Genomic DNA, 12327 nt, shown 5'->3' on the forward strand with positions numbered 1-12327 from the left:
TATAACCCCCCCCCCATAAATCCACTCTTCCCCCCCACCCCCCTCTCCCCACCCCCGTGCGGCCGGGGGGGGGGCGCGCCTCGGCGCGCCCCCACCCCGTCCCGCCCCGTCAGCGCTGCCTGGCGGGGCGGATGATCATCTCGTTCACGTCCACCTCCACAGGCTGGCCGATCGCGTACACGATGGCGTCGGCGATGGCCTCCGGCGGGATCGAAGCCGCCCGGTATACGCGCATCGCCTCCTGCGCGCCCGGCTCGGTGATCGTGTCGGCCAGCTCCGACTCCACGACGCCCGGGGAGACGGTGGTGACCCGGATGCTCGGGTCCAGCTCCTGGCGCAGCCCCTCGGTGATCGCCCAGGCGGCGTACTTGGTGGCGCAGTAGACCGCGGCCGTCGGCACCACCCCGTGCGCGCCGATCGAGGCCACGGTGACGAAGTGGCCGCCGCCCTGCCGCTGGAAGTGGGGCAGCGCCGCGGCGATGCCGTGCAGCAGGCCGCGCACGTTCACGTCGATCATCCGCTCCCACTCGTCCACCAGGAGCGAGTCCAGCCGGGACAGCGGCATCACCCCCGCGTTGTTGACGATCACGTCCACCCGGCCGTGCTGCTTCGCGGCCGTGTCGACGAACCTCGTGACGTCCGCGCGGTCCGTCACGTCGAGCCGGCGCACCTCCACGCTGCCGCCCTCGTTCCTGATGTCCTCGGCGACGGCGGCCAGCCGGTCCTCGCGGCGGGCGCCGATGACCAGGTGGTGGCCCTCGCGGGCGAGGCGCGTGGCGGTGGCCTGGCCGATGCCGCTGCTGGCGCCGGTGATCAGGACGATCTTCGTCATATCAGTCAGTTCCCTTGGTAGTCGGTGCTGAGCGTGAGGTGGCGCCACGCCTCGAATCCGGTCCTGAGCGTGTCGAGCCGCGCGGAGGCGATCTCGTACGCGGCCCGGCCGAGCAGCAGGCGCAGCGGCGGCTCGGCCGCCCCGACCGCGGTGATGATCGCCTCGGCCGCGCGCACCGGATCGCCGGGCTGGTGGCCGTAGGTGGCCAGGGTGGAGGCGCGGCGCGTGCCCGCGGTCTCCGCGTAGTCGTCGATGCGGACGGGAGACTGCCGCATGGAGGGGCCGGACCAGTTCGTGCGGAACGCCGCGGGCTCGACGATCGTGACCTTGATGCCCAGCGGCGCGACCTCCGCCGCCAGCGACTCCGACAGGCCTTCCACGGCGAACTTCGTCGCGTGGTAGTAACCGGTCGCCCCGAACGCGGCCAGCCCGCCGAGCGAGGAGACGTTGACGACGTGGCCGCTCGCGCGGGCGCGCATGCCCGGCAGGACGGCCTTGGTGACGTCGACCAGCCCGAACACGTTCGCGTCGAACAGCGCGCGGACCTCGTCGTCCCGGCCCTCCTCGACGGCGGCCAGGTAACCGTACCCGGCGTTGTTGACCAGGACGTCGATGCGGCCGAAGGCGGACTCCGCCCGCTCGACCGCCGCCGCGATCTGGTCCTTGTCGGTGACGTCGAGCGGCAGGGCCACGGCCCGGTCGCCGTGCTCGGCGACGAGGTCGGCCACCTGCCGGGGGTCGCGGGCGGTGACGGCCGCGCGCCCGCCGCCTTCCAGCACGGCGGCGGCCAGCGCGCGGCCCAGGCCGGTGGAGCAGCCGGTGATGAACCAGACGGACATGGTGGTATATCTCCAGGTAAATAGGCATGGCGACATGGCGCCCCGGCCGGGGCGCGGTCGGTGAAGGGTTGCTCAGCCGGCGGTCAGGGAGCCCAGCAGGGACAGCGACTCTTCCGACGGGCTGCCCGGGTCGGCCTGATAGACGACGAGCTGCTGCCCGGGAGCGCTGTTCACGGTCAGCGACTCGTAGTGCAGGGTCAGCTCGCCCACCAAGGGGTGGCGGAAGCGCTTGGTCTCGTGGGTCTTCTGGCGGATGTCGTGGCGGGCCCACAGCCTGCGGAAGGCCTCGCTCTTGACCGACAGCTCGCCGACCACCTCGATCAGCAGCGGGTCGTCCTGGTCGGCGCCCGCGCCGGCGCGGAGCCCGGCGACCGTGTTGACCGCCACCCGGTCCCAGTCGGGATAGAACTCCCGCGCGTCCGGGTCGAGGAACACCAGCCGGACCAGGTCCCCGCTGTAGGCGTGGCCGTCGAACAGGGCTCTGCCGAGCGCGTTGGCGGCCAGCACGTTCAGGCAGCGGCCCAGGACCACCGCGGGGGTGTGCGGCCAGCCCTCCATCATGCGCAGCAGGTTCGGGCTGACCCGCTCCCGCCTGGCGGACGCCCGCCTGCGCCGGACCGGGCGGGCCAGCCGGTGCAGGTGCGCGACCGCGTCCTCCTCCAGGGCCAGGGCGTGGGCGAGCGCGTCGACCACCTGGGCGGAGGGGTGGCGCTCGCGGCCCTGCTCCAGCCGTACGTAGTAGTCGGTGCTCACGCCCGCGAGCCGGGCCACCTCCTCGCGGCGCAGCCCCGCCACGCGGCGCCGGGTCGTGACCGGCACGCCGGCCTCCTCCGGCTGGAGCAGCTCGCGGCGGGCCCGCAGGAACTGGCCGAGTGGGTTCTCCCTGTCCATGTCTTCGAGGCTAGGCGAGGCCCGGGGGTGCCATGGGGGCTGAAGGTGGCCGCGCCACTCCCACCTTCGGCCCGTCAGCTGAACCGCACGTTGTCGTACACCTGCCGGTCGCCCGTCGTCCGCACGGCCACGGCCTGGCTGTAGCCGTGGGCGGCCTCGTCGTAGGCGTTCTCGAAGGTGAGGTTGCGGGCGGTGAAGTCGGGGGCGCTGACCGTGTACGAGGCGCTGCCGGAGGTGCCGTACGGTCCCGAGCCGTCCGGCTTCTGCGTGGCCGCCGAGGCGTCGAACGTGAGCACCACCTCGCGCGGGTCCCGCGTGGCGCCGACCAGAGAGATGTGCGGTTTGTCGGCCGGGATCACCACCTGCTGCCGGTAGGTGCCCTTGCGGACCAGGATGGTGACCGGGCGGGTGTTGCCGGCGGGGACGGCGTCGACCGCGGCCTGCACGGTCGTGTGGTCGCCCGAACCGTCCGCCGCGACCACGATGGCGGCGGGCGCCGGGGCCGCTGTCACAGGGGGCAGGGCGAGCAGGGGGAGAAGTAACAGGAAGCGCATGAGGCGACCTCGCCGATGGGGGTGCTGCAATCGGTTGCATGAAATGCTGACTCAGCCGCCTCACTCCGTCAATGCCCTCCAGTGAAACTGCACCACGCTGCAACAAGCGATTGCAAGATTATGGGTGATCTTGACCGTGGGAGCGCGCCGATCTACAGTCCGCCTGATATTTATCGGCGCTTCGCTGAAACTTTCATCGGGAGCATCGTGCGCACCCTTCGAGCCCTGGTGGCCGCCGCCCTGTTATGCCTCGTGCCCGCGCTCTCCGCGCACGCGGCGGCGGACCTCACGTACGACTTCGAGAACGGCACCACCCAGGGATGGGGGCCACGCGGCGACGGCGTCTCCGTCACGGTGACGCCGGAGGCCGCCCACGGGGGCACGAGCAGCCTCTTGACCACCGGCCGGACCGCCACGTGGCACGGCGCGTCCATCGCCGCGCCGTTCGTCCGGGGTGTCGGCTATGCCGTGACCGCGTACGCGCGGCAGGTGAGCGGCCGGCCGGCCGCCACGATCGCGCTGACCGTCCAGCGCACCCCGACCGGGGGGAGCACCACGTACGAGCGGGTCGCAGCGGCCACCGTGACCGACGGCGGGTGGACGCGGCTGTCGGGGAGCTACCTGTTCACCGCCGAGTCCGCCGACGTGCAGCTCTATGCCGAGAGCTCAGACGCCACCGGCGAGTTCTACCTGGACGACATCGTCGTCACCCCGCTGGGCGACCCCACGCGCGAGCCCGTCAGCAGCGACTTCGAGGACGGCACCGCGCAGGACTGGGCGCCCAGGGCCGCCGCCACCCTCCAGCCGAGCGCGGAGGCCGCCCACGCGGGCAGCCGATCGCTGGCCGTGAGCGGCCGCTCTGCCTCTTGGGACGGTCCCGCCCTCAACGTGTTCGGCCGGATGGCCAAGGGCGACAAATACGCCCTGTCGGTGTGGGTGCGGCTCGGACCGGAGGCCGCGGCGGGCCGGCTCGGCCTGTCGATCGAGCGCAGGACCGGCGGCACTCCGAGCTATGAGCGCGTCGTCTCGCCGAAGGACGTGCCGACGGGGGAGTGGGTGCAGCTGTCCGGCACGTACACGCTCGCGTACGACGTCGACTTCCTCAGCGTCTATGTCGAGTCCGACACCGGCACGTTCCCCTTCTACCTGGACGACTTCTCCATGAAGTACATCCAGCCCAAGCCGATCCAGACCGACATCCCCGCGCTCAAGGACAAGGTGCCGTTCGTCATGGGCTCGGCGCTCACCAGGCCCGACGCGCTCGGCGTCCACGGCGAGCTGCTGGCCAGGCACTTCAGCGGCGTCACGCCCGGCAACGAGCTCAAATGGGACGCCACCGAGCCCCGTGAGGGCGAGTTCACCTTCGCCGACGGCGACTTCCTGGTGGACTTCGCCACCCGGCACGGCATGACGATCCGCGGCCACACGCTCGCCTGGCACAGCCAGACCCCCGACTGGGTCTTCCAGAACGCCGACAAGGAGCTGCTGCTCAAGCGCCTGGAGACGCACGTGCGCACGCTCGTGACCAGATACAAGGGCAAGATCGCGGCCTGGGACGTGGTCAACGAGGTCGTGGACGAGAACCAGCCCGACGGCCTGCGCCGTTCCAAGTGGTACGAGATCGCCGGCCTCGACTTCATCCGCACCGCCTTCCGCGTCGCCCACGAGGCCGACCCGGACGCCAAGCTCTTCATCAACGACTACAACACCGAGTTCCCGCGCAAGCGCGAGGCCCTGTACGCGCTGGTCAAGCGGCTCAAGGCGGAAGGGGTGCCGATCGACGGCGTGGGCCACCAGCTCCACCTGAACATCGAGTACCCGCCCGCCTCCTCCGTCGAGGCCACGATCGAGCGCTTCGCCACGCTGGGGGTGGACCAGCAGATCACCGAGCTGGACGTCAGCGTCTACACGGACTTCGTGTCGTCGTACGACACGATCCCGCCCGAACTGCTCGTCCAGCAGGGCCACCGCTACAAGGAGCTGTTCGACGTCTTCCGGCGGCAGGCCGCCAAGCTCAGCTCCGTGACCGTCTGGGGCGAGTCCGACGACGTGAGCTGGCTGCGGTCGTGGCCGATCCCGCGGCTGAACGCGCCGCTGCTGTTCGACGACGACCTGCAGGCCAAGCCCGCCTACTGGGGCGTCGTGGACCCGTCGCGGCTCTCCCCGGCGGTGCGCCGGCTGGAGGCGCCCGCCGGGACGCCCAAGGTGGACGGCAAGCGGGACCTCGAGTGGGACCTGCTGCCGGACTCGCCGGTCGCGCGGGTGGGGGACGTGTCGGCCGGGTTCCAGGCGCGCTCGTCGGGCAAGGGGCTGTACGTGCTCGCCGAGGTCACGGATCCGACGGCGGGCAAGGATGACCGAGTGACGTTCACGGTCGACGGCACCCCGTACGTCGTCAAACGAACCGGCGGCCCCAAGGCGGCGGTGCGGCCGACGCCGACCGGCTACCGCGTCGAGGCCCTGATCGCGACCGGCACCGACGTGGACGTGACCGTGAGCGACTCCGCCGGCGCGAGCACCTCCTGGACGGGGAAGGTGACCGCCGCGCCCGCCGTCAAGCTCACCTCCGCCGCCCACCGCACGCCCGTGCTCGACGGCGCCGTGGACCGGGCCTGGTCGGCCGCGCCGGAGATCCGCACCGCGACCTGGATCCAGGGCACGTCCGGCGCGACCGCCAAGGTGCGCTCGCTGTGGAGCGGATCCACGCTGTACGTGCTCGCCCAGGTCGCCGATCCGACGCTGAGCGAGGAGTCCCCGAACCCGTGGGAGCAGGACTCCGTCGAGATCTTCGTGGACCCGGGCAACGGCAAGACCAAGGGCTACGAGGACGACGACGGCCAGTACCGGATCAGCTTCTCGGGCCGGATCACGGTCGGCGGGACGTTCGACGCGGGCGGGGTGAAGGACCACGTGAAGGCGGTGACCAGGACGGTGCCCGGCGGATACGTCGTCGAGGCGGCCATCGAACTGCCCACGATCACCCTCGCACCGGGGACGCTGCTGGGCTTCGACGCCCAGGTCAACGACGCCTCTGGCACCGCCCGTACCAGCGCCGTGACCTGGAACGACAACACCGGCCGAAGCTACCTGGACACCAGCCACTGGGGCGTCCTCCGGCTCACCCAGGGATAGGTGGGCCGGCTTCCACCCTCCCGCTGCCCGCTTACCGGCTGGGCCTGCCGATGCCCACCCCGGACCGCGCCCTCCACTCGGGTTCGTGCGACGAGCTCCAAAGTAGCGCCGGCCTGCACCTAGTAAGCAACAGTTCTTGAGTCGAGGGCGCTGGATCCTCCTCACCCTGCACGCTCACTGCCTGCGAACTGCGTGAGCGCGTCCCGCTCAGTGAGATCCGAGCCCGGCCACACCGATGGGTGTCGTGCGGCCTGATTTCTCCAATCCGACCACCGGGTTGAAGGCCCACCCGGCGGACGTCGCCCTGCTCCCGATGGCTGATGAAGAGCCTCGGGCCATCGAGCAACTGGCCGACGACCTCGCCGGAAGAGTCATCATCGCCCTGGCCGCGGAGAACGCCGCTCCCACTGGAGCCATTCGAGGCCTGACGCTCGACGACCCCACACCGGATGCAGCGTCGACCGGATACGCAAGGACCGCATCCTCCACGAAGCTCTCGCCAGAGGGGCGGACCCGCTTCACCTGTCGTTGGTCTTCGGGATCTCCCACAGCACCGCCCCCAGATCTCCGCCGTCGCCGAGCACCTGCTCGCCGACGAGCTCGACCAGGCACCCCAGCCGTGATCCCTTTGGGCAATGACGCAGGGACTCCGACGAACTCCACCCGTTGGACTACAGAGGTGAGTACGGGTAACCGGGCTCTGTTGCTGATCTTGTGACCTGGAACGGCTCCTCGCTGACCAGGCGTGAGGGTTTGCGACGTGGTGCTGGTCCGTGAATGATGATCGGCAGCTCAGGCGAAGGAGTACTGGTGGACTTCACGATCAGATATGAACCCGCTCCCGACGAAGTGGCGCGGGCGCTACGCCAAGGTCTCAAACGGCAACTCACCGCGGTCTATCGTTTCCTTCCCTCGGTCCTGGTCGTGGCAGGACTAGCTTGCATCTGGGCCGATGCCGTCTTCGTGGGTGTGGGCATGCTCGTCGCAGCGGTCGTGGCTCCCTTCGCGGCCACCCGGGCGATCCGCCGGCTCGCCGCGCGACAGCTCGCCTACATGTGCGTGCCTACGACGATTCGGGTGACCAGCGAAGGGTACGAGTGCCGAACCGACCAGTACAGCACCACGATGCAGTGGTCTATGTTCGGACAAGTCGTGACAACTCAAGAGTTCTGGCTGTTCTTCGTGAACAGGCAGCTCGCAGCATTCCTCCCCAAACGTGCCTTCAATATCGAGCAACAGGCCGAACTCATTGACTTCCTGGCCGCACGGCAGAATGCGGGAGCCTCCTGAGCCGGTTATCGCCCGATGGCCACGTCACAAGATCAGCGAGAGAGCCGGTAACCGTGCGGAATTCCCTGGCCTGGGTGTTCCCAACGGACCGCCCGGTCGGCATTTCGGGTCCGGCCATCGCTGACGTCACCGAGTGGCGTCCGGCCTTGTATGAAGGCGATACCGGGCAGGTGTCCAAGATGGCTGTGGACTACGGGATGGCCGCATACTGCGACAGCCGTGTCGCTGCCTTCTACGCCGAGTCCCCGGATGCTTTCGACGCGATGCATGGCTGGCTGGAGGCGCCGTATTACCCACGGTGTGAGGGACGGGATGATGATCCCGGCCGGATGCCTGTTGTCGGGTTTCTGTGCGGGCGGGGCGACGGTTCCTCCCCATGCCATTGGGGCTTCGATGCCGAAGGGAACGTCCTGGGCCTGCTGACAGACTTCCTGCTTGTCAGCGGTGACGCGGATCGCGTGGGCTGAAGGGCGCCCTTCCGCCGGACATACGACGGCCGACCCGTCCGCGAACAGGACTCAGCGATCGCACATGGCGGCGACGAACGCGTCGATCAGGTGCTGCCGCTTCGCGGGGACGCCCGTGACGTAGACGGTGGCCGCGCGCCCGGCCCGGTCCCGGCCGCTGAGCACCGCGGCCCCCGGCATGTCGCCGGCGCCGAAGTAGGCATAGCCGCAGCCCGACTCCATCCGGGCCACCCCGTAGCCGTAGCGGGCGCCTTCGGGCCAGCCTTCCTGCTCGACCGGCACCGTGCTGGCCATCATTTTGTCCAGCGGGGCCTTACGCCAGAACCGGTTGAGGTCCTCCGGGGTGGAGACCAGACCGCCGCTGGGCCCGAACTCGTACGTGGGCAACTGGTCGGTCAGATCCACCTCGCCGTCCTGCGGGCGGCCGGGGTGCACCCCGTAGGTGTGGGCGTGCGGGCCACGGATGCCGTAATCGCCCTTGGCCGGCCAGTACGTGTCCCGCATCCCGTACGGCTTCAAGATCAGCTCTCGGCTCGCCTGCCGGAAGTCCTTGCCGGTCACCTCGGTCACGATCATGCCGAGGACCAGGTAGTTGGTGTTGGCGTAGGCGAACGAGCCGCGGAGCGTCGGCTTGAGCGCGAGCGCCACCCGCAGGAAGTCCGGGAACGGCTCCTTCCACTCGATCGCGTCGAGGAACTCGGGCAGGCCACTGGTCTGCTGCAGCAGCATCCGGACGGTGATCTTCCGCCCATCGATCGCCGCACCATCGTCCCTGCCGCGCAGCACGCCGGGCAGATAATGCTCCACCGCCGCGTCCAGGTCGATCTTCTTCTGGTCGGCCAGTCGCAGCACGGTGGCGGCGATGATCGGCTTGCTCGCGCTGGCGATCCGGAACCGGCCCTCGGGGCCGATCATCGGCCGGCCGGTGCCCCGCTCCGCGGTGCCGGAACGCAGGGTCACGGTCGTGCCGCCCGGGGTCCGCACCTGGCTCAACGCGCCCGCCATGCCGTCCTCGGTGGTGAGCCGGTCAAGGCGGGACTGCGGCGAGGGCGTTGCGGCGGCAGCGAACGCGGGAGCTACCGGGGCGATGACCAGACAGCCGGCGACAGCGGCGGCGAGCAATTTCTTCATGCCTCCAATGTGGCGAGAAGATCACTCATGTTCAGTCATGCCTACCTGCCTGTTGGTGTGGAGGCCTTCCCTACCTTGTCCACCCCGAGCCGAGGCCGGGCACCCGCCGATATTGACCATCACGCCCGGCTCCGCATACGCCGACAAGCCGATGCTCCTGGCCCCGTCCACACTGACGCCTACCGAGCCGGCCAGGGGGACCGGCCTGACCCGCCGGCAAGAAGGCCGCGATCCGGCTGCCCGACGTCGGTGACCTCCGCCCGCTGGATCGCGCAGCGTCACGGGCATCACCCGGAGCTGCTTTGCGGCTGAGGTCACGTGCGGGAGAAGCCCTCCGGTCCCCCGGGGCCCTGACCGGATGTGGCCACGCCGGCCGGCTTCACCGCAGGCGCAGGTTGGGGCTCCGCTTGAGCCCGAGGAGGCCGAGCAGGTCGTCGATCATGTGCTCGAACAGCGGTTGCAGGTCGTCGAAGGCGAACTTGTGGTGCCCGTAGACGGCCATGCAGAGCAGCCCGTAGATCTGCCGCCAGCAGACGACCATGAGGAACACCACGCCGATGGGGAACTCCAGGCCGACTTCCGAGCGGTAGGTGCGCAACTGGGCTGCCAGGACGGGGTCGATCTCCTCGTCCGCCGGGCAGGTCAGCCGCCCCTCGTTCCACAGGCGGGCGAACAGCTGGCCGAACAGGCCGCCCAGCTCGCGCGCGATGACCACCGGGATGCCCTCCTCCGATTCGGCGATCTTGGCGAACCCGGCTCCCATGAGCAGGTCGAACTCGACCTTGTTGGCCAGCGACCAGTCGAGCACGGCCTGGGTGGCGGCGTGCAGCTGGGCGCTGACGTCGTCAGGGTCCTGGCGTCGCGCGGCCCGGTCCACCGTGTCGATGAACTCCGCGGTGATGTCGTCGTAGATGGCGCGGATGAGGCCCGCCCTGCCGTTGAAGTAGCGGTAGAGGGCCGGGGGCGTCACGCCGACGCCGCGGGCCACGGCGGCGAGGGTGAGACCCTCGATGCCCTCCTCCGCGGCGATCCTGCGGGCGGCGGCCTTGGCGTCGCGCTCGAGCTCGGCCCGCAGTCGTTCCCGTCGCGTCAACGCTGTCACCCGACCATCTTGTCTGGTCTCGCCTGCCGCGGCCACTTGCGGTGAATGGGCGACACATGGTTAATGGTATTCACTCTTTTAAGGATCATCATTGAAGGCGTGAAGGAGATCTTGGATGAGTTCCCGTAGCGGTGGCTGGCCGGCGACGGCGGTCGCGCTCCTCCTGGCGGCAACCGGCTGTTCGGCGGCCTCCGGCCCCGTCGCCCTGTCCCAGCCGAGCCCGCGCGCCTCCACCCCCACTCCGGACGCCAGGAAGACGGCGCTGGCCGAGGCGGCGAAGAGCCTTCCGGCCGTGCTCGCCGCCCAGGGGCCGGTCGCCTGCTCGTGGAATGACGACGGGTGGCGGGCCACGGCCTACGACGACGCCTTCCGTACCGGTGTCGCGAGCTTCTCCAGCGTGACGCTCACGCCGCTCCTGACCGAGATCGCCGCGACGGCGGGCGGAGAGAAGGCCGTCGTGCGCAGCCTGTGCGGTGAGGAGGGAGATCCCGGCGTCAGCCCGGTCTCGCCGGACGGACGCCGGGTCGCCGTCCAGGTGGACTTCCCGTCCAGCGGCGACCCGACGCACGTCGGCTGGCTCGACCTCGGCACCGGGACGTTCACGGACCTCACCGACAGGTCGAACAAGAAGGGATACGTCAAGGAGACGTTCTCCGACAAGTACCCCGGATTCGCGCCCGACGGGTCGTTCTGGTTCCTGCGCGACTCCCAGCAGTACTTCTCGGCGGACCCGAACGGCCGGCTGACTCCGCGCAAGATCAGCCTGGCCTGTTTCACCAACAGCAACGACGACACCTTCTACCGCGTCGTGGGATCGGTCGCCGTCATGTGCCCGGGCACCGTCCATCCCTCCGGGAGGTTCGCGGCGGACCCCAGCCGGGCGGCCGTGGGGATCAACCTGGTCCAAGGGGCCGAACTGGACATCCTCGGGAACACGGTGGACCGCTATGAGGACGCTCCGCTCCAACTGCCGTTCGGCATGAAGATCGTCGTACGCGACGGCGGCCTGCGCCCCTGCGACCCGCTCGCCTGGATCAACGCCACCGACCTGCTCTGCGCGGGCGGGAGCAACGACTTCTACACCGCGCGGATCAACCCTCGGCTCGCCCGGAACGACATCGATTACGTGCAGCACACCGAGGTGAAGGTGAAGAACGAGATCGCCCCGGCGACCGAGTCGTCGATCATCACGGCGGCCGTCTCCCGGGACCGCCGCTCCCTGATCATCGCGGCCAACGAGAACGACGATCCCGCCACGGCCAAGCTCTACCGCGCCGACCTGATCTCCCCCTCCGCCCCCGTGGAGATCGGCCCGATCCCGGCGGAGTCGAGCGAGCACTTCACCCTCCTGAACAACTACCAGCAGCCCGTGCGCGCCGACTGACCGGCACTTCCGGAGACGTGGAGCTTCGGGAACCGCTCCCGACCTCCGCTCCTGGGCCCGACTACCATGTGACCGTGACCACGAGCCCCCGACATGTCCGTAAAGGGGCCGTCCCGAGCATCCGCGACGTCGCCGCCGCGGCCGGCGTCTCGCATCAGACCGTCTCCCGCGTGCTGAACGACTCACCCCGGGTGCGGCCCGACACCCGCGCCGCGGTGCTGGCCGCGATCGACCGGCTGGGCTTCCGCCCCAACCGGGCCGCCCGGGCGCTCGGCCTCGGCCGCGCCAGCGGCGTCACCGTCGTGACCTCCAACACCATGCTGTACGGGTACGCCTCCACCCTCCAGGGCATCGAGGAGGCCGCCAGGACCGAGGGCGTGGCGCTGGGGATCAGGGTCGTGGAGTCGGCCGAGGTCCGGCAGACGGTCGACTATGTCAGCGATCCGAGCGCGGGCGGCCTGGTGGTGATCGCGTTCGACCCGCTGGGCACGGCGGTGGCGCAGGCGCTGCCGCCGCACATCCCGGCCGTGGTGGCCGCCGAGCCGGTCGCGCCCGATCTGGGGCGGGTGGCGATCGCGCTGGACGAGCGCCGGGCCGCCGCCGACGCCACCCAGCACCTGCTCGACCTGGGGCACCGTACCGTTCACCACGTGGCCATCCCGTCCGAGGGCCGGGCCGGCGGGCGGCACGCGGGGTGGCGCGACG

11 protein-coding genes are annotated in these 12327 nt (G+C 70.2%); 5 read left to right on the forward strand and 6 right to left on the reverse strand.

Going from position 1 to position 12327, the window contains the following annotated elements:
• Positions 1-109: 109 nt before the first annotated feature.
• The 4 genes from ACWDX9_RS51200 to ACWDX9_RS51215 all read right to left on the reverse strand — a co-directional run bounded on the left by ACWDX9_RS51200 (position 110) and on the right by ACWDX9_RS51215 (position 3116).
• A complete protein-coding gene (locus ACWDX9_RS51200) occupies positions 110-832 on the reverse strand; it encodes an SDR family oxidoreductase (RefSeq protein ID WP_449968886.1) in 723 nt (240 codons plus the stop codon).
• Positions 833-837: 5 nt separating this feature from the next.
• Positions 838-1671 carry an oxidoreductase gene (locus ACWDX9_RS51205; protein ID WP_449968889.1) on the reverse strand — a complete coding sequence of 278 codons (834 nt, stop codon included), beginning with the start codon at positions 1669-1671 and terminating at the stop codon, positions 838-840.
• A gap of 72 nt (positions 1672-1743) precedes the next feature.
• Positions 1744-2562, reverse strand: coding sequence for a helix-turn-helix transcriptional regulator (locus ACWDX9_RS51210; protein WP_449968892.1), 819 nt, complete (start codon positions 2560-2562; stop codon positions 1744-1746).
• A gap of 74 nt (positions 2563-2636) precedes the next feature.
• Positions 2637-3116 carry a pectinesterase family protein gene (locus ACWDX9_RS51215; protein ID WP_449968895.1) on the reverse strand — a complete coding sequence of 160 codons (480 nt, stop codon included), beginning with the start codon at positions 3114-3116 and terminating at the stop codon, positions 2637-2639.
• Between the two features lie 207 nt (positions 3117-3323).
• On the opposite strand from ACWDX9_RS51215, the gene ACWDX9_RS51220 reads away from it, so the two are divergent.
• The 3 genes from ACWDX9_RS51220 to ACWDX9_RS51230 all read left to right on the forward strand — a co-directional run bounded on the left by ACWDX9_RS51220 (position 3324) and on the right by ACWDX9_RS51230 (position 8005).
• Entirely contained in the window at positions 3324-6248 is a 2925-nt protein-coding gene (locus ACWDX9_RS51220; protein ID WP_449968898.1) for an endo-1,4-beta-xylanase, read from the forward strand.
• Positions 6249-7058: 810 nt separating this feature from the next.
• The gene (locus ACWDX9_RS51225) at positions 7059-7538 is read left to right on the forward strand and encodes a YcxB family protein (protein WP_449968901.1); all 480 of its coding nucleotides are present in this window, start codon (positions 7059-7061) and stop codon (positions 7536-7538) included.
• 53 nt (positions 7539-7591) lie between these two features.
• Positions 7592-8005, forward strand: coding sequence for a hypothetical protein (locus ACWDX9_RS51230; protein ID WP_449968904.1), 414 nt, complete (start codon positions 7592-7594; stop codon positions 8003-8005).
• 51 nt (positions 8006-8056) lie between these two features.
• Here the strand turns inward: ACWDX9_RS51230 and ACWDX9_RS51235 are convergent, their stop codons facing one another.
• Entirely contained in the window at positions 8057-9136 is a 1080-nt protein-coding gene (locus tag ACWDX9_RS51235; protein ID WP_449968907.1) for a serine hydrolase domain-containing protein, read from the reverse strand.
• A 379-nt stretch (positions 9137-9515) separates the two neighbouring features.
• Positions 9516-10238, reverse strand: a complete 723-nt coding sequence (locus ACWDX9_RS51240; protein ID WP_397367187.1) for a TetR/AcrR family transcriptional regulator — start codon at positions 10236-10238, stop codon at positions 9516-9518.
• Positions 10239-10353: 115 nt separating this feature from the next.
• Here ACWDX9_RS51240 and ACWDX9_RS51245 point away from each other — a divergent pair, with 115 nt between their 5' ends.
• Positions 10354-11622, forward strand: coding sequence for a hypothetical protein (locus tag ACWDX9_RS51245; protein ID WP_449968910.1), 1269 nt, complete (start codon positions 10354-10356; stop codon positions 11620-11622).
• Between the two features lie 74 nt (positions 11623-11696).
• Positions 11697-12327 (forward strand): LacI family DNA-binding transcriptional regulator (locus tag ACWDX9_RS51250; protein ID WP_449968913.1); only part of this gene is annotated, 631 nt, incomplete at its 3' end.

It is taken from the genome of Nonomuraea sp. NPDC003201, assembly GCF_053590415.1.

Coding starts and splice junctions, on each gene's coding strand:
- ACWDX9_RS51210 (WP_449968892.1), bottom strand. CDS start 2,562: ATGGACAGGGAGAACCCACTCGGCCAGTTCCTGCGGGCCCGCCGCGAG.
- ACWDX9_RS51215 (WP_449968895.1), bottom strand. CDS start 3,116: ATGCGCTTCCTGTTACTTCTCCCCCTGCTCGCCCTGCCCCCTGTGACA.
- ACWDX9_RS51205 (WP_449968889.1), bottom strand. CDS start 1,671: ATGTCCGTCTGGTTCATCACCGGCTGCTCCACCGGCCTGGGCCGCGCG.
- ACWDX9_RS51235 (WP_449968907.1), bottom strand. CDS start 9,136: ATGAAGAAATTGCTCGCCGCCGCTGTCGCCGGCTGTCTGGTCATCGCC.
- ACWDX9_RS51245 (WP_449968910.1), top strand. CDS start 10,354: ATGAGTTCCCGTAGCGGTGGCTGGCCGGCGACGGCGGTCGCGCTCCTC.
- ACWDX9_RS51200 (WP_449968886.1), bottom strand. CDS start 832: ATGACGAAGATCGTCCTGATCACCGGCGCCAGCAGCGGCATCGGCCAG.